Source organism: Arthrobacter sp. CAN_A2 (genome assembly GCF_015752045.1).
GTDB lineage: Bacteria > Actinomycetota > Actinomycetes > Actinomycetales > Micrococcaceae > Arthrobacter_D.
Genome location: NZ_JADOUS010000018.1, coordinates 1 through 16,641, shown reverse-complemented (window position 1 = coordinate 16,641; position 16,641 = coordinate 1). Strand labels below are relative to the sequence as shown.

15 protein-coding genes are annotated in these 16,641 nt (G+C 63.0%); 12 read left to right on the top strand and 3 right to left on the bottom strand.

The window, feature by feature from the left end:
• Positions 1 to 246: 246 nt before the first annotated feature.
• Together IWX63_RS15420 and IWX63_RS15415 are read right to left on the bottom strand one after the other, a co-directional pair.
• Complete coding sequence (locus IWX63_RS15420; RefSeq protein WP_199279038.1) at positions 247 to 810, bottom strand: recombinase family protein; 564 nt, start codon at positions 808 to 810, stop codon at positions 247 to 249.
• Between the two features lie 113 nt (positions 811 to 923).
• On the bottom strand, positions 924 to 2,207 hold the full coding sequence (locus tag IWX63_RS15415) for a COG4705 family protein (RefSeq protein ID WP_334685922.1): 1,284 nt from the start codon (positions 2,205 to 2,207) through the stop codon (positions 924 to 926).
• Positions 2,208 to 2,834: 627 nt separating this feature from the next.
• On the opposite strand from IWX63_RS15415, the gene IWX63_RS15410 reads away from it, so the two are divergent.
• The 10 genes from IWX63_RS15410 to IWX63_RS15365 all read left to right on the top strand — a co-directional run bounded on the left by IWX63_RS15410 (position 2,835) and on the right by IWX63_RS15365 (position 13,741).
• Positions 2,835 to 3,407, top strand: a complete 573-nt coding sequence (locus IWX63_RS15410) for a PepSY domain-containing protein (protein WP_199279037.1) — start codon at positions 2,835 to 2,837, stop codon at positions 3,405 to 3,407.
• Between the two features lie 422 nt (positions 3,408 to 3,829).
• Positions 3,830 to 4,651: a DedA family protein gene (locus tag IWX63_RS15405; RefSeq protein ID WP_334685921.1), complete on the top strand. Its 822-nt coding sequence runs from the start codon at positions 3,830 to 3,832 to the stop codon at positions 4,649 to 4,651.
• The gene (locus IWX63_RS15400) at positions 4,648 to 5,391 is read left to right on the top strand and encodes a phosphatase PAP2 family protein (RefSeq protein WP_199279036.1); all 744 of its coding nucleotides are present in this window, start codon (positions 4,648 to 4,650) and stop codon (positions 5,389 to 5,391) included. Before IWX63_RS15405 ends, IWX63_RS15400 begins: the two co-directional genes overlap by 4 nt.
• Positions 5,392 to 5,509: 118 nt before the next feature.
• Positions 5,510 to 6,187: a response regulator transcription factor gene (locus IWX63_RS15395; RefSeq protein ID WP_199279035.1), complete on the top strand. Its 678-nt coding sequence runs from the start codon at positions 5,510 to 5,512 to the stop codon at positions 6,185 to 6,187.
• 169 nt (positions 6,188 to 6,356) lie between these two features.
• Complete coding sequence (locus IWX63_RS15390; RefSeq protein ID WP_199279034.1) at positions 6,357 to 7,799, top strand: sensor histidine kinase; 1,443 nt, start codon at positions 6,357 to 6,359, stop codon at positions 7,797 to 7,799.
• A gap of 238 nt (positions 7,800 to 8,037) precedes the next feature.
• Entirely contained in the window at positions 8,038 to 8,874 is an 837-nt protein-coding gene (locus IWX63_RS15385; protein ID WP_199279033.1) for an undecaprenyl-diphosphate phosphatase, read from the top strand.
• Between the two features lie 61 nt (positions 8,875 to 8,935).
• Positions 8,936 to 9,679 carry an ABC transporter permease gene (locus IWX63_RS15380; protein WP_334685920.1) on the top strand — a complete coding sequence of 248 codons (744 nt, stop codon included), beginning with the start codon at positions 8,936 to 8,938 and terminating at the stop codon, positions 9,677 to 9,679.
• 770 nt (positions 9,680 to 10,449) lie between these two features.
• On the top strand, positions 10,450 to 12,234 hold the full coding sequence (locus tag IWX63_RS15375) for an HsdM family class I SAM-dependent methyltransferase (protein WP_199279032.1): 1,785 nt from the start codon (positions 10,450 to 10,452) through the stop codon (positions 12,232 to 12,234).
• Positions 12,235 to 12,305: 71 nt separating this feature from the next.
• The gene (locus IWX63_RS16965; protein WP_199279031.1) at positions 12,306 to 13,262 is read left to right on the top strand and encodes a restriction endonuclease subunit S; all 957 of its coding nucleotides are present in this window, start codon (positions 12,306 to 12,308) and stop codon (positions 13,260 to 13,262) included.
• A 128-nt stretch (positions 13,263 to 13,390) separates the two neighbouring features.
• Complete coding sequence (locus tag IWX63_RS15365) at positions 13,391 to 13,741, top strand: histone-like nucleoid-structuring protein Lsr2 (protein WP_199279030.1); 351 nt, start codon at positions 13,391 to 13,393, stop codon at positions 13,739 to 13,741.
• A gap of 305 nt (positions 13,742 to 14,046) precedes the next feature.
• Here IWX63_RS15365 and IWX63_RS15360 read toward each other — a convergent pair whose 3' ends face one another.
• A complete protein-coding gene (locus IWX63_RS15360) occupies positions 14,047 to 14,712 on the bottom strand; it encodes a helicase associated domain-containing protein (protein ID WP_199279029.1) in 666 nt (221 codons plus the stop codon).
• Between the two features lie 394 nt (positions 14,713 to 15,106).
• Between IWX63_RS15360 and IWX63_RS15355 the strand changes: the two genes are divergently transcribed.
• Complete coding sequence (locus tag IWX63_RS15355) at positions 15,107 to 15,538, top strand: hypothetical protein (protein ID WP_199279028.1); 432 nt, start codon at positions 15,107 to 15,109, stop codon at positions 15,536 to 15,538.
• Between the two features lie 119 nt (positions 15,539 to 15,657).
• The coding region (locus IWX63_RS15350) for an IS1380 family transposase (protein ID WP_199279027.1) at positions 15,658 to 16,641 on the top strand (984 nt) is incomplete at its 3' end.

Sequence of the window (16,641 nt, the reverse complement as noted above, 5' to 3'; positions counted from 1 at the left end):
CTTCACCAACTACAGACTCCGCTGCCTACTCGCTGCCGGCGGCCACCGCCCCTACCGCGCGAAACGAACCAACCACGCCTAAATGCGAAGGGCCCCTATACGGGACGCCACAACGGACCTCAAGTTGGTCTCCGCTTGCCGTGAACACCTCAGGCGGTCTCAACCGGCCCGCGCGCCGCGGACAACCCTCACGCGTCGGTCGGCTCACTCCAACTCGAACGATCGTTTGTCGCGTCGCTTGCAGTTTCACGCCCTGGCGTCCTCCCTGAGGTGCCGGTAGATCGTGCCCCGCGAGACCCCGAAGGTCTCGGCGATCTGCTGCACCGTGTACGTCTTCTCGTCATACATCGCCCGCGCCTGGCGGGCCCTGTTGGGCGTCATTTTGACCCGGCCCCCACCCGTCCGGCCGCGGGCCCTCGCCGCGGCCAAACCATCCTTCGTCCGCTCCACGATCAGGTCATGTTCGAACTCCGCGATCGCCGCCAGCATGTGGAAGAACAACCGCCCGCCCGGCGTCGTCGTATCAATGCCCTGCGACAAAGCCCGCAGCCCGACACCCCGCCGCTGGAGCCCGTCGGCGACTTCCTTCAGATTCCGCACCGACCGACCCAACCGGTCCAGCTTCGTCACGACCAGGGTGTCCCCCGCACGCAGATACTCCAACGCATCATCCAGGGCTGGCCGCTTCGCCAGAACCCCTGAGGCGTGTTCGATGAAGACCTTCTCGCACCCGGCCACCTCGAGCGCATCGGTCTGACCATAAAGATTCTGCTCACGCGTCGAGACCCGTGCATACCCAACAGCTGCCATGACCCAACTGTACTGCGAACGTGCCTGGCAGCACGTAGGTCTCGGACACGACCCATGAAACACGACACGCCGTTTCCGGCGTGCCTTACCGTGAGTGTCTCGTGGACGGTCGTTCACGGTCCGGCGTCGCCGAGGGTGGTGAGGAGCGTCTGGAGGGCTTCCTGCTCCGCGGCCGGGTCGGGGGTGCCGGCGCGGACGGATGACAGGACGGGGTCGATCTGGCCGTCGATGAAGGTCCAGGCCTGGCAGTCGGCGGCGAACAGGGCGTCCTGGCTGTTGTCCCACGCGGTTTCGAGGTCGGTGGCCCGGCCGGCCGCGCCCGCCTGGTCACCCGAGGTGACGAGGTCGAGCGTGTCGGTGGTGATGGCACGGAACTCGGCGAGGTCCGTCGCCGGGAACGACGTCCGTGCGGCGGCCCGGGCTTCGTCCTGGGTCAGCGGCGTCGAACCGGCCGTGCAGGTCGGCGCCGAGCCTTCGTCGGCCAGCGCACTGGCGTGCGGGATGCTGTTGGTGTAGGCGAGCAGCCCGACGGTGGCGACAGCGACGGCACCCAGTAACCCCAGGGCGGCCCGCTCGCGTGCGGGGGTCGCGGTCTGCGCGGTCCCGGTGCGGGGCCGTTCGACGACGTCCGCCTTGCTCAGGGTGAGATAGACGACCGTGGCGAGGATCGCGGCGAGGAACAGGACGCTGGTGGCGAAGGTGCCCAGCCCGATGCCTCCCTCCGCGGGTGTGAGGCCCAGCCAGTCACCGATGTTGGCACCCAGGGGACGCGTGAGGATGTAGGCGACCCAGAACGTGAGGACCGGGTTGGCCCCGAAGCGCCACAGCGCGGTGACGACCCCGATGAGAGCCAGGGGCAGCAGGATGGAGAGCCCGGGCCCCCAGCCGGTGAGTTCGAGGGTCCAGTCGCCCAGTGCGGTCCCCAGGGCGAAGGTGACGAGTACGGCGAGCCAGTAGAACGCCTCACGGGGAACGCTGACGATGCTGTGGATCGACAGCGTGCGCTCCTTCACGAACCAGATCGCGAAGACGATGGCCAGGACGGCGGAGAACACCGTGGCGCTGAGCCCGAGGGGTACCCCGGCCTGATCGGTGAGGATGTCGGTGTACAGGGTCCCGGTGATGCTCATGATGACGACGGTCAGCCAGTAGGCACCGGGACGGTACCGGGTGAGCTTCATCTGGACGGCGAGCACGACGGCGCTGACGACGGTGAAGATGACCGCCGTTGCGACGAGGCCGACGCCGAGGGCCATGTTGATGTAGTCGGCGAAGCTCTCACCGACCGTGGTGCAGAGGATCTTGATGATCCAGAACCAGAGCGTGATTTCGGGGACCTTGCTGAGCATGCGTCGCGCCGACGGCGGAACTGCCGGACTGATGGGGGGCTGATTCATGGGTGATCTCCTAGTTGTCCTCGTCCGTTGTCCGCCGGCGATTACCTTGCCAACTATGTCCTTGATGACGAGCACCGGACCGAGGCGACCAGATGCTGCTTTTAGTGTCGGCCATGGATGTTGAACAGATGCTGAGGAAGCAAAGAGCGCCCCAACGCAAGCGCTAGGACGGCGGAGCGGAATACGGTGCGGTCGACAGAAAGCCCGGGGAAAGCGAAGGCTGTCCGGGGTGGGTTGGGGTCAGCGCGTAGGGGCGAGGTCTTGGGGCTCAAGGTGGTGGGCAGCGAGTTGTGTCACCAACCCGGCAACGTCAGCGGGACGACACCGGGCCGGCATGGGGCAGCTTGGGCGGCACGAGGCGGACCGGCAGGAGGCTGCAGTCACGGGTAGTGCCCCGTGCGGATGAAGTGTTCCGGGGACCTGCAGTGATCACTGCACGAGAGATACCTCAGCGGTCATTGGATGCTGACGGGTCCCTTCAGGTTCTCTCAGCGTCCTCTTAGTTGGCATGGGCAATAGTGGTGACAGGCACCGCACCACGGGGCCTGACCCGAGGAATCCACCAGCAGACCAGCAGGCCGGCAGCATCGCTGGGGGCTCGTCCGTTGATTGAAAGGCAGTCAGTCCATGAACACCGTCAGTAAGAAGAAAGCCATCGTCGGTTCCCTTGCGGGTCTGGTCCTGGTCAGCGGAACCGCTCTCGGCGGTATCGCTGTTGCCAACGCCAACAGCTCCAACACGCCCTCGTCCGGCACCACACAGGATGAGCAGGACGACCAGAATGAAACTGCGGTGAAGGGATCGATCTCGGTCCCTGAATCGACCACCGAGGTGCCCGACGCCGAAGAATCCGCTCAGCTCGCAAAACTGGCCACCGTCGATGCAACCGCGGCCGAGGCGGCTGCGACCGCGTCGGTCCCCGGCAGTACCGTCATCAAGACCGACCTCAACGACGAGGACGGGTTCCTTGTCTACGACGTCGATGTCAAGGACAGCGCGGGCACGGTGACTGAAGTGACGGTCGACGCCGGCAACGGCACCGTACTGGCCTCCGAAGCCGGTGATGGCGAAGGCGCCGACGGACAGGGAACTGACGAAGCTGACCAGGCTGAGGAGGCCGGGTCCCAGGACGACAACGGTGCCGACGGCGAAATGAACGACGCCGAAGAAGCCGCTCAGGACGCCGCCAACGGCAAGTAGCCGCCGCGCCTGACACGTTCCCTTTCGGGGTTGTAGAACCCGGCCGTGTACCCGCTCTCCACAGCGGTGCGCGGCCGGCCGCAGTTAACCCTTGCCTGTCCAACCACTGCCCGCCGCACAGACCCCAACAGACCTGAACCATCGGCGCAGGGCGGCCAATGCACGTTGCGCCCAACCGAACCGAACCGACCCGGCCCGGCCAAACACTCAGGAACCTCTCAGTTCACCCATGGGACCGTTATCAGGCGATCAGACGACGCGAACCCCACCAACGCCAAACCGGCAAGAGCACGCAGTGGCAAAAGGACGAAGACCCGCAGGGCGTCGACCAGCGGCGGTCGCGGCGGCACGGACCGTTAAGGACTGACGTATCTCTGGAACGGCACGCTGCCGTCCCATCTGGAAGTGAAAAGGAACAGCAGATGATCACACTGATGACCGGCGCGATGACCGAAGCGCTGCCCGCTGGTTTGTCGCTGGGCGATGTGACCGATCCGTCCGCGCTCCTGCAAAATGCCGGAGGGTGGGTCCTGCTGGTGGTTGCCGTGATTGTGTTCGTCGAATCCGGCGTGCTGTTTCCCTTCCTGCCGGGGGATTCGCTGATCTTCACGGCGGGCTTGTTGCATGCCCGGTTGGACCTGCCACTGGCACTCCTGATCGCGGTCGTCGTGGCGGCGGCCATCACGGGGGACCAGATCGGGTACTGGCTGGGGCGGCGCTTCGGCCGGAGACTGTTCAAGGACCACGCCCGCATCCTGAACACCCGGTACCTCACCGGGGCCGAGGACTTCTTCACCCGCTACGGTGGCCGCTCCCTCGTGCTGGCGCGGTTCGTGCCCTTCGCCAGGACGTTCGTTCCGCTGGCGGCCGGCGCCACCCACTACCGGTACCGGTCGTTCCTGATGTGGAACGTCCTGGGCGGGGTCCTGTGGGGTGCAGGGCTGACACTTGCCGGCTCGGTGCTCGGGGGCGTGCCGTTCATCGCCGATCACGTCGACCTCCTCGCGTTGGTCATCGTCGTCGTCTCCGTGATCCCCACCATCATCGAGATCACACGACACGTAAGCCGCAACCGGGCCGGCACCCCAGTAACACCCCAGCCACACCAGAGGGGACAGGCTCACGCGCAGGACGAGCCGGCTGGAGAACCCGGGACGCCCGAACTCATTGAAACATCTAGGACGACGGTCGAGGGATCCGAGACGCTGCCGTCGTCTACGGATCACCTGAACGACTCGCGATGACGACGTCCCCGCGACACACCAGTTCGCGAGGGTCCCGCGCTTCCTCCGGGCACCATCGGCAGGGCACCGGGCGGCGTGTCCTTGCCGGTTCCTTCCTGCTCCGGCACTGGGGCCTCGGCCCGCTGCTGATCTGCGCACTGGTATACGGCGCCGGCCTGGTCCTGAAGACCAACATTTTCCTCGCGGCCTCCGACCTGCATCTGCTGCAGGACGTCGGCACCCACCACACCGACATGGGAAACGTCATCGCACTGATGATCCATACGGGTCTGGGCGGCCTCTCTGCCGTCGTCGTGCTCGTTCTCGTGGCGGTCGCTGTCATGGCGCTCAAACGATCCGTACCGGACGGACTGATGGTCCTGATCATGACCACGGGCGGATGGGCTGCGACCGCCATCATGAAAGTGATGGTCGGCAGAAATCGCCCAGACCAGAATGTGCTGACCGACCCGTTGCTCCCCGATGTCCGGGGCGCGACATCCTATCCCTCAGGTCACACTGCTTTCGCCGTCTCTCTGGGCATCGCGGTATCACTTGTCATGCTGCGAACCCGATGGAAGGTGCCCGTCATCATCGGCGCCACGATCTTCGCCGTCATCGTCGGCGCATCCCGGATCTACCTCGGAGTGCACTACCTCTCCGACGTCGTGGCTTCGTTCGCCCTCTCCGTCGCAGTCGCGGTCCTGCTCAGCGGTGCTATCACCTCCCTCCAACTAACCCCTGACGAACAACGGCGCTAATGGACACAAACACAATAAAGGTAGGACCCGATGCCACCGACCCGTCCCGCCTCGCTCAGCGTGGCCCGGACCAGCATCGCTACGATGACACCGAAGAAAATGAAAAGAGGGAAGCCTAATGCGCGTGCTGCTGGTCGAGGACGAGAAGGACCTGGCCGAATCGATCCGCCGCGGGCTCACAAACGAAGGCTTCGTGGTCGACGTCGCCCACGACGGCATCACCGGGGCGTGGATGGCCGTCGAGAACCCCTACGACGTCGCCGTGCTCGACATCATGCTCCCCGGTAAGCACGGCTACCAGATCCTCAAGGAGATCCGGGCAGCGAAAAACTGGACGCCCGTGCTGATGCTCACCGCGAAGGACGGCGAGTACGACCAGACGGACGCCTTCGATCTCGGCGCGGACGACTACCTGACCAAACCGTTCAGCTTCATCGTCCTGGTCGCGCGCCTGCGGGCGCTGATCCGCCGCGGCGCTCCGGAGCGCCCCGTCGCGTTGAGCGTCGGATCCCTTCTCCTCGACCCCGTGCGGCGCAAAGTGACACGGGGAGGGGCTCCCATCGCGCTGACACCGAAGGAGTACGCCATCGTGCACTACCTGATGCGTCACCACGACCAGGTCGTATCCAAGGCGGAGATCCTCGACAACGTCTGGGACGCAGCCTTCGAAGGAAGCGACAACGTCGTCGAGGTGTACATCGGGTACCTGCGCAAGAAACTCGATGCGCCGTTCGGCACGAGCATCCTGACCACCGTCCGAGGCATGGGCTACTGCCTGATCTCCGATGAACGCTGACCCCAGCCCACGCGGAGAGCCGGCACCCATCGCACCAACCTCACCCACCGCACCAACCTCACCCACCGCACCAACCTCACCCACCAAACGGGACACCCCGCAATGGGGTGGACGGTGGTTGGCCGGGTGGGGTGTACGCCGACAGGCCGTCCTGGCCGCGGTCGTTACGATGGCCGTCATCCTGGGCATCGCCGGCGTCGTCCTCCTGTCAGTGCTACGGTCATCGCTCCTGGACAACGCTCAGGACCTCGCCGTGCAACGCCGCGACACCATCGTCGAACAGATCCAGGAGAACGACTCCGAAGATCTCGCCGGCGACTTAGCCGGCGATCTGGCCGGTGGAGGCGCCAGCACTAGCGGAGGCTCCGGGACGCAGGTGGCGCAGGTCATCGGCCCGGACGGCACCGTCATCGCCACCACGGACGCGTCGGTGGAGGATGCGCTGTATGCCGGGCAACCCCTCGCCCCCGGACAGTCCTATCTCTCCCAGACCCCTGGCCTGATCGGCCTGGTCGATTTCGACGACTACATCGTCGCTGCCCAAGGAGTCTCCACCCCGGACGGCGCCGCAGTAGTCGCGGTCGGTGTACCGACCATCATCGAACGCGACGCCGTCAGCACGGTCGGCTGGTTCCTCCTCGCCGGGGTTCCGGTCCTGCTCGCCCTGGCCGGGACACTCATCTGGTTCCTCGTCGGACGGGCGCTGCGGCCGGTCGAGCGGATCCGCTCAACGGTCGCCGGTATCTCCTACCAGCACCTCGACGAACGCGTCGAAGTACCTTCCACCCGGGACGAGATCGAACGACTAGCCACCACCATGAACGACATGCTGGCCCGCCTGCAAAGCGCCGATGCGGCCCAGCGACGGTTCGTCACCGATGCCAGCCACGAACTGCGGAGCCCCCTGGCCACCCTGACAACAGGACTCGAAATAGCCGCCGCCGACCCTTCCGCCATGACCTGGCACGAGACGTCCACGATGCTGCAGACCCAGGCCCTCAGGATGGGCTACCTCGTGGAAGACCTGCTGACGCTGGCGAAGATCGATGACGCCGGACTCAGGTTCGACATGCAGGACGTCGACCTCGACGATCTTCTCCTCGACGAGCTGAACCGGCTCAAGACCGAGTCGCAGCACACCGTTCACGCATTCATCGAACCGGCCCGCATCACCGCAGACCCCCACCGCATCGCCCAGGTCATCCGGAATCTCCTGAATAACGCCGACCGGCACGCTGCTTCCACCATCACCATCACCCTGAGCTGCGGCCAAGGACCAGCAATTCTGACCATCGACAACGACGGCGACAGGATCCCCGCAACCCAGCGCGAACGCGTCTTCGAGCGGTTCGTCCGCCTCGACGAGAGTCGCACCCGCGAAAGCGGCGGCAGCGGGCTGGGCCTGGCGATCAGCAAAGACATCATCCGCGCCCACGCGGGTACCATCCACGCCACCCAGAACGCCGACGGTCACACACGCTTCCAAGTAATCCTGCCCCTGCAGCCCACTTCAGTCCCAACCATCGGCGGAAGTCAGCAATCACCGCTGGACAGGCCGACGGTCTCGGACCAAGCCCCCGGCGTAACCAGCCATCTCGAAGTGAATCCATAAGGGGAATCGACGCATTCGCACCCTCAACCAAAGCATCCCCGTGAGGAAGCATCCGCTCCACCGGTGACGCCCGCGACAGCACTCAACAAGACAAGAGTCGGCGGGACAGCGGTGTGCAGGACGGCGATAACCGTCGAGGACAGTCAGGGCCACCAGGGTCGCCGTTGACCGCGTTCTGCTCCACCACCACGACCATCACGACCATCAGGACCACCACGACACGATAGAAACGGGCTCCATGGACTTCCTGCACGCCATCATCCTCGGCATTGTCGAAGGCATCACCGAGTTCCTTCCGGTATCCAGCACCGGTCATCTCACCGTCGTCGAGAAACTCCTCGGCCTGCAAATCGACGATCCCGGTGTCACTGCCTTCACCGCGATCATCCAATTCGGCGCCATCCTCGCCGTGATTATCTACTTCCGGTCAGACATCGCCCGCCTCGCTACCGCGTGGTGGCGCGGGCTCCGGGATCGGGCAGCCCGCAACAACCCCGACTACCGGTTCGCCTGGTACGTCATCGCCGGATCCGTTCCCATCGGCATCGTCGGGTTCGCCGGCCGGGACCTGATCACCGGGCCGCTACGGAATCTCTGGATCGTCGTGGCCGGACTGATCGGCTGGAGTGTCGTCATGGCCGTCGCCGAACGCGTCGGCCGGCGCGACCGCGGCGAACAAACCCTCACGCTGAAAGACGCGCTGTTCATCGGGGTAGCACAATGCTTCGCGCTCATCCCCGGCGTCTCTCGATCCGGGGCGACCATCAGCGCAGGACTGATCAGGGGCCTTGACCGCGTCTCGGCGACCCGCCTGTCGTTCTTCCTCGCCATCCCTGCGCTCGTCGCGGCCGGCGTCTACGAAGGAGCATCAGAAGCAACAGCCATCACCGACACCGTCGGCTGGATACCCACCCTCATCGGCACCGCTGTCAGTTTCATCGTCGCCTACGCCTCCATTGCCTGGCTGCTGCGCCTGGTCGCGAAGCACTCGATCACCGTGTTCATCTGGTACCGCGTCGTCCTCGGCATGCTCATCGCAGGACTCCTACTCACCGGGGTGCTCACCGCAACCTGAGCCGCGCTGACACCACCGGCCGACATCCACCCGGCCGACATCACTCACCCTGGAGGACGCCGTGAATCTTGCCACCACCACCATCACCGTCCTCGTCCTCACCGCGGTTACGTTCGCCCTCGTCGCCCGGCTCGGCGTCGACCAACCCTGGCTGCAGCCCTGGGCGATCGCACGGGCCTTCGCACAGCTCGCTCTTCTCAGTGTGCTGCTGACCGGCATCATCGCCAATCCGGTCTGGGTGGCACTGTTCCTCACCGTCATGGTGCTCGCGGCTACCTGGGTCGTCACCCGGCGCCTGGACACCTCGTGGAGGCTCGCCCCCGCCCTGGGAGGGATCATCACGATCGCCGCTGCCGTTCCCGTCACGATCGTGTTCACCACCATGGCCGTCGACCTCACCACCCGCTACACCCTCGCTGTCGCCGGGATCATCATCGGCAACACCATGACCGTCACCACCCTCACCGGACGGACCCTGCTGCACTCCATCGTCACGGACCGCGACGAAATCGAAACCTGGCTCGCCCTCGGCGCAACACCCCGCCACGCTACCCTCCGCATCGCCCGTTCGGCCGCCACCACAGCACTCATCCCCTCTACCGACCAGACGCGGACGACCGGACTCGTCACCCTCCCCGGCGCCTTCGTCGGAGCCGTCTTCGCCGGCGCATCCCCCCTGGAAGCAGCCCAGTTCCAACTCCTCGTCCTGGCCTCCATCCTCACCTCGGCGGCGATAGCCGCCACCCTGACCACCACACTCCTCGGCGCCCCCACCAGAATCCCGATGACACTCACCCCACGGTGATGCACTGCACCGCGTCGCGGTGGACAGTCGGAGGTTGAGCCAGCCAAGTCTCATTTTCGAGGGCGGATGAGGGCTTCCACCGCAAAGTCTCACCCAACGACCTGCTCACGGGACCTCTCAATCGGACATAAAGCGCTGCGAAAACCATGCCACTCACCGCTGCGACTCACACCTGAAGGAGCCAGACCTGCCGCCACGTGCTGCCGATCGTCCAGTCAAAGGATCCTTTGCTTGGACTGCAGCAGTGTCAGTGTTGCCGGATAGCCTCTGAGCACTCGGAACGACGACTCGGAGGCGATGATGAATTTCCGCGTAGAAGCTGAGTGGACAGGCTGGTCTGGCGACACAGTCGTCAAGCTCACCGATGGCTCGTTATGGCGCCAGGACGAATACCACTACGAGTACCGCTACGCGTACCGCCCTTCCGTTGTCATCACCAACAACAAGATGACCGTCGAGGGGATGAGTAAGGCTGTGCGTGTACGACGGGTGGACTAAGGCCGATCCCGAACGACGCTTCAACGTTTCCAGCGGCGTGCTTCAGAACTTGACATCTTCTCAGGGCCCAGTCGATGCGAGGGAGTGGCCGACGATCAGTGACCAACACCGTAAGCGCAAACTAACGGTCGTACTCGGGCGTGCCTGCTTCAAGCTGGGCACTCCGAGCGTGATCAAGCAAGTTGGAGCCTCGCTTGCACAAGGTAGGGCAAGATATCTGTGGGAGATGCGCCAAGGATGGCTGTCACAGATGTTGATGTGGAAGGTAGACGATGGCGACGAACAACGAGCGGATCACAGAGAACCTGGTTCGCGACCGCCTACGAGATCTTGGCTACTACGCGCCGGACAACGGGGTCCGGATAGAGGAGCAGAAGAGCCAGATTGTAGAAGTATCGAAGTTACTGCGAGGTGCTTCCAAGACTGGAGGGTCGGGGACAGGCGCCCCCGAGTTCATTATTTCGTCAGATACGGTTCCTGACTTGATCCTCGTACTCGAATGCAAAGCTGACGTCAACGCGCACGAGAGCACTTTTAGGGATAGACCTGCCGGCTTCGCTGTGGACGGCGTACTGCACTACGCAAAAGCATTGTCGAAGAGCTTCCAGGTGATCGCGATTGCAGTAAGCGGTCAGACTACTGCGGAGCTGCGCATATCGACGTTCCTCCATGCCAAAGGCGCCGCAGAGGCCCGAGACTTGACCGCTCGTTCCGGCACTGCAATCACCGAGATAGTAACCATGGAAGATTACCTCGATGCTGCTCAGTTCGACCCCCTTGTGGAGAAAGCTCGTATTGCCGATCTAATGAGCTTCTCCCGCGATTTGCATGTTTTCATGCGCGATTACGGAAAGCTTACAGAGGCCGAAAAGCCATTGCTCGTTTCAGGAACACTGCTCGCACTACGTAATGAAGCGTTTGCCAAGGGATATATGCACTACAAGCCGGAAGAACTACAACGGCAGTGGTGGCGCGTGCTTCGCGATGAGCTGGAAGCGGCAGAAATCCCTCACGCCAAGAAAACGAATATGACGCAGCCTTACTCGACCATCAGCGTTCATCCTGAATTGCGTCGATCGACTCCTACCCATCCTCGCGGCGTTCTCTTCGAACTAATTCAGATGCTCGCGGTTCACGTACTACCGCTAACTAAGACATATGAAGGTTTCGACATTGTTGGGCAGTTTTATGGAGAGTTCCTAAAATACACCGGAGGTGACGGTAAGTCACTTGGCATTGTCCTCACACCTCGTCACGTCACAGAACTATTCGCTCGCCTAGCAAACGTCAACAAGAATAGTGTAGTTCTCGACACCTGTGCTGGTACCGGCGGATTCCTCATCTCCGCAATGAACCAGATGCTTTCCTCCGCTGTGACTGAAAGCGAACGTGAGAATATTCGCAAGAACCAACTTGTCGGAGTTGAACAGCAACCGGGCATGTATGCTTTAGCTGCCTCAAATATGATTCTACGTGGTGACGGGAAAGCTAACCTGTACCAGGGCTCATGCTTCGACACCGCAGTCAGCAAAGCAGTGAAAGAACACAAGGCAACTGTGGGGCTTATAAATCCCCCGTACAATCAGAAGGGTCAAGGCCTAAACGAACTGTCGTTCGTACAAAACCTGCTAGATGCGTTAGAACCAGGGGCAACTGGCATCGCCATTGTTCCAATGTCATGTGCCACTTCCAAGAGTGTGGAGAAGAATAAGCTTCTTCGCTTCCACACCTTGAAAGCAGTCATGTCTATGCCGGCAGAACTTTTCTCGCCGGTAGGAGTAATCACCTGCGTCATGGTGTTTACAGCTCATCGCCCACACGAGGAGTCGAATCAAAAGACTTGGTTCGGATACTGGCGGAATGATGGCTTTGTGAAGACAAAGCATCTAGGGCGAGTCGATCTCAACGGCACCTGGCCCTCCATCCGTGAGAGCTGGGTAGAAGGAGTACCGAAACAACGAGGTTCACTCTGGCCGGTCTGTTACAAGGCGAGTCGGAGTGGACGACGAGTGGTGTGCCGAGGCGTATATGGAGACCGATTATTCCACCCTCACTGAGGCCGATTACGCTAAGTCAGTTCGGGAGTATGCCGTGTATGTGATGACGCAAGCGCAATCGGGAACTGACGATGAAGGTATCTGAACTCTTCGAGGTTAGGTATGGGCAGAGCCTGGAACTCAACAGGCTCTCCCACGTGTTCGCACCCGAAGGCGTCAACTTTGTGAGTAGAGCAATGACGAATAACGGAGTAACTGCGCGAGTAGTACTTCCGGCGAACGTAGCGCCCGCACCAGCCGGTGAAATATCAGTTGCGTTGGGCGGCAATGGAGTCTTATCAAGCTTTGTTCAACCTGAACCGTTTGTGTGTGGTCGAGATGTTGCGATTCTAAAACCTCTAGACAGCTCGATGACACTGCAGGAAAAACTGTGGTGGTGCCGTTGCATCCTTGCTAATAAGTACCGATTTTCCTACGGGCGGCAAGCTAACCGGACGCTTTCGAACCTCAACCTTCCGGACGTCGTCCCTGAATTTGTCACCCAAACAATTGCCCCCACACTGAGCACCGCTCGCGCACCTGCTGGATCACCGAGTCAGCTTCCACCCGTGGATCAATGGGGTACGTGGAGACTAGATGAGCTATTCACACTCCTCAAAGGCAAGCGTCTAACCAAAGCTTCCATGAAGCCGGGTTCGGTTCCGTACATCGGTTCCTCGGAAAACCGCAACGGTGAAACGGCGCGAATTGATCACCCAGCACAATTCCCGGGTCATGTGATAACGGTTCCCTACAATGGAAGCGTCGGCCACGCCTTTTACCAACCCGAACCTTTCTGTGCGGGCGACGACGTGCACGTTCTAGTACCAAAGGAGGAGCTCTCCGCAGCCACCCTCCTAGGTGTTTGTACAATTATCCGAGTAGAAAAGTATCGGTTCGGTTACGGACGTAAATGGCACCTCGGCAGAATGAAAGAAACTAAGGTTCGACTGCCTAAGGGGAAGAATAATGGTCCCGATTGGAAAGTGCTCGAAGACTACATCCGAAGTTTGCCTTTCAGTTCTCTTGTACCTGTCGACTCAAACTAAGTGTGCGGAATCCTGACAGCAACAGGTAGTCATGGGTTAGTTCAAGCCGTCCTTTCTAATAAGTTATGAACTTTTCAAAAATTCAGCGGTACACTTTTTAAAACCAAGTAGAAATTTAGGAAACTAACATGGCGCAGCGTGTACAGGTTGAACTGGTCGATGACCTCAATGGTGAAGTGGCCCAAGAGACCGTGCGTTTCGGGGTGGACGGCACCGAGTACGAGATTGACCTGTCTACGGAGAACGCGGAGAATGTCCGTGCCACCCTCGGTGAGTATGTGGACAAGGCCCGCAAAGCCAGTAGGCGGCGCGGCCAGGGCCGTCAGTCCCCCACCACCTCCGGATCGGGGTTGCCAGGGAAGGCGAAGCGTGAGGAAACGCAGCGGATCCGTGAGTGGGCGCAGGAAAACGGACACAACACCAGCACCAGGGGCCGGATCTCCCAGTCCATCGTCGACGCCTTTAACAAAGCACACTAGCCGCTTCCCCATGGTTCACAGCAGTACCCGTCGCTGCTCGACGCTGGCAGTGACCGCCGCACGGCGCGGCGGCTCGCAGCAGGGATGGAGGCCGGTTGCCGAAGGGCAGCCGGCCTCTTCGTCGTCCTGAGCGCTCGAGCTTCCGGCAGTGTCGTGATGGCTGGCGGTGACCTGGCGATGAGGACGATCAGTGAGGCCACTGGGTTCACATCCTTCATGCTGCGTCCTGGGCCGTGTCCCGCGCCTGCGGTTCACCTCGTCGGCGTGGCCCATCCGGGCAGCGCCATTCAAATGAACGTAGCCCGTCACGGTCTGGCTCCCTGCCAGCCGGGCAGGACCTCATCAAGCCACCGCTGCCGGTCCCGTCGAAGCCGGCCCTTCCGCTGCCAGGTGCGTTGCCGGCCAAGCCACACGGCGAGGACCGTCTCGTCCGGGTGCCGGACACGGTCGTGGAACGGAAACCGGCCCATTTCAGCCCTGAATTGCCGAACCTCGTCGAGGCGCCGCTCCCACAGCGCATCCGCGTTGCCTCTCCGGGTCCCTTCCCACTCCCCCAGCGCGTTCAAAGCTTGGATCCTGTCGGGGGTGAGGGTGCCGGCGTCGTGGCTCCTGCGCTGGTTCTCCACCCACCGATACAGCACGCGGCTGTCCTGGCTGTCGTTCTGCGCCGGGATTCTTCCGTGCTCGCGCACATGGGCTGTGAGGCGGGCGTAGTGCTCCCACCACGCCTGCTCCCGGGTGCGCCGGCGGTGCTTCCTGTTCGCCGGCCACGCGGGCTGGTCATGGATCAGCCAGCACACGTCGAACCATGCCGGGTCCCGGTCGATCTGCCGGTCGACGGCCCGGATCACGCGCTTCACGGCGACCCGGCACCAGGCGGCGATCATCGGGGCCGGCACCCCGCGGGAGTACATGAGCAGCCACTCCTGCCTGCTCTCACACGCCTCCCCTGGGCCATCGTCCTCGGACACGATCGGCTCATCCACGCGCGAGGATGAACCCGGCCAGCTCATCCATCGGGTCCCCCCGCCCGCCAAATCCCGGCTCGTCTATCCGGCCCACTTGGCCCAGCTGGTCTGATTGACCGATCCGGCCTTTCTGGCCTGTCTGGTCCGTACTGTTCGTGCGGTTCATGGTGTCGAGGGTAACCAGAGGACACACGAGACGAGAGTGCGGCGCACCCACCTGTGGACAGCTTTGAGCTCCACCCTCACGGGCTCCACCCAACCACACCTGGATGCCCCACACCCCGTGTGTCAGCAACCGGGCCCGGCGGGCAGGATCGGCTTTCCAAATAATCGAACTTGTGTTCTATTTTAAGGAACCTGTCCGAGGGACGGCAGGCAGGATCAGGAGAAACAGCCCATGGCGATCACGACCACCCACCGCAGGAACACCACCCACCAGCCCACCCCCGCAGGAGGCGGCAGGGCAGGGGGCAGGACGGGTGGTGGGGCCAAGGGTGCAACGAAGGGTGGGCAGGGCGTCGATCTGGTGCTCGATGAGACTGCTGCCGTCCGGTTCCTTCCCTCGGGGCTCCCGCTGGCGCTGCGGTGGCGGGGCGGCCTCTGGCAGGTCATCGGCACGCCCGCCTCCTGGCCCAGCCCGAGCAACCAACCCGGGCTCGCCTCTGCCCCTCCTCCCCTGCCCGAGTCTGGTGGTAGTGCTGGCACCCGGTTTTGGCGGTTCCAGGCCCAGACCGGGCCGGCGTCCCCGGTCCTGGAATTCGAGATGAGCGCCGACCCACATTCGACGAACTGGCGGCTGCGCCGCGTCACCACCGTCGACGGCTTCTAACCTCGGGCTTTCATGAGGGCGGTTCAGCGAGGCGTGTTAAGAGCTGAAAGGTGCCCCTGACGTGGGAAAATGTAGTTACCACACTGCATTTTCATGTCACATCAAGGAGCACCTTTCTGGTGAGTCACAGTACCAACTTCTACCCGTCCGTTCGTGTCGATCCGGCAGGCGCCGGGGTGGTGTCCCAGGCTGGTGGGCTGATCCTCACGAACACGGTCCGGGTCTCCGGGATCGGCGCCGGACTCTCGGAGGCGTTGGCGCCGTGGCGTAAGCCGTTCGCGGTGCACGATCCGGCCAAGATCCTCACCGACCTGGGCTTGTCGTTGGCGACCGGCGGCGACTGCCTCTCCGACGTTGACCGGCTCCGCGCCCAACCCGAGGTCTACGGCCGTGTCGCCTCGGACCCGACGGTGAGCCGGCTGATCACAACCCTGTCGACCACGGCCCCGGCGAAGGCGCTGACTGTGATCAACACAGCCCGTGCCGCAGCCCGAGCCCACGTCTGGGCAGCCGCGGGGAAACACTCGCCGTTGCACGGGGTCAGCGTCAAAGCGCCACTAGTCGTGGATCTGGACGCGACCTTACTCACGTCGCACTCGGACAAGGAGGACGCCCGTCCGACGTGGAAGAAAGGGTACGGGTTCCACCCGTTGGCTGCCTTCCTCGACCACGGCGCCGAGGGGACCGGGGAACCTTTGGCGGTCCTGCTCCGGCCGGGGAACGCGGGCTCGAACACCGCAGCCGACCACATCCAGGTCACGAAGGACGCCCTGGCTCAGTTGCCGAAAGGGTTCCGGTCGGGCAGGCGAGTGATGATCCGCACCGATTCCGCCGGCGGCACCCACGACTACCTGGACTGGCTCACCCACCCACGCCGGAACCTGGGCTACTCGGTGGGGTTCCCGCTGCACGGGGCCGTCGAAACCGTCCTGCCCCAGGTTCCGAGAACGGCGTGGACGAGGGCGTATAACAGTGACGGAGTAGAGCGGGACGGGGCATGGGTCGCGGACATCACCGGGATGCTTGACCTCACCTCCTGGCCGGCCGGGATGCGCGTGATCGTCCGCAAGGAAGTCCCCCACGTCGGTGCGCAACTGCGGATC

Excerpts from the sequence above, each read along its gene's own strand:
- IWX63_RS15420 (WP_199279038.1), bottom strand. The coding sequence starts at position 810 with ATGGCAGCTGTTGGGTATGCACGGGTCTCGACGCGTGAGCAGAATCTT.
- IWX63_RS15415 (WP_334685922.1), bottom strand. The coding sequence starts at position 2,207 with ATGAATCAGCCCCCCATCAGTCCGGCAGTTCCGCCGTCGGCGCGACGC.
- IWX63_RS15410 (WP_199279037.1), top strand. The coding sequence starts at position 2,835 with ATGAACACCGTCAGTAAGAAGAAAGCCATCGTCGGTTCCCTTGCGGGT.
- IWX63_RS15405 (WP_334685921.1), top strand. The coding sequence starts at position 3,830 with ATGATCACACTGATGACCGGCGCGATGACCGAAGCGCTGCCCGCTGGT.
- IWX63_RS15400 (WP_199279036.1), top strand. The coding sequence starts at position 4,648 with ATGACGACGTCCCCGCGACACACCAGTTCGCGAGGGTCCCGCGCTTCC.
- IWX63_RS15395 (WP_199279035.1), top strand. The coding sequence starts at position 5,510 with ATGCGCGTGCTGCTGGTCGAGGACGAGAAGGACCTGGCCGAATCGATC.
- IWX63_RS15390 (WP_199279034.1), top strand. The coding sequence starts at position 6,357 with ATGGCCGTCATCCTGGGCATCGCCGGCGTCGTCCTCCTGTCAGTGCTA.
- IWX63_RS15385 (WP_199279033.1), top strand. The coding sequence starts at position 8,038 with ATGGACTTCCTGCACGCCATCATCCTCGGCATTGTCGAAGGCATCACC.
- IWX63_RS15375 (WP_199279032.1), top strand. The coding sequence starts at position 10,450 with ATGGCGACGAACAACGAGCGGATCACAGAGAACCTGGTTCGCGACCGC.
- IWX63_RS16965 (WP_199279031.1), top strand. The coding sequence starts at position 12,306 with ATGAAGGTATCTGAACTCTTCGAGGTTAGGTATGGGCAGAGCCTGGAA.
- IWX63_RS15365 (WP_199279030.1), top strand. The coding sequence starts at position 13,391 with ATGGCGCAGCGTGTACAGGTTGAACTGGTCGATGACCTCAATGGTGAA.
- IWX63_RS15355 (WP_199279028.1), top strand. The coding sequence starts at position 15,107 with ATGGCGATCACGACCACCCACCGCAGGAACACCACCCACCAGCCCACC.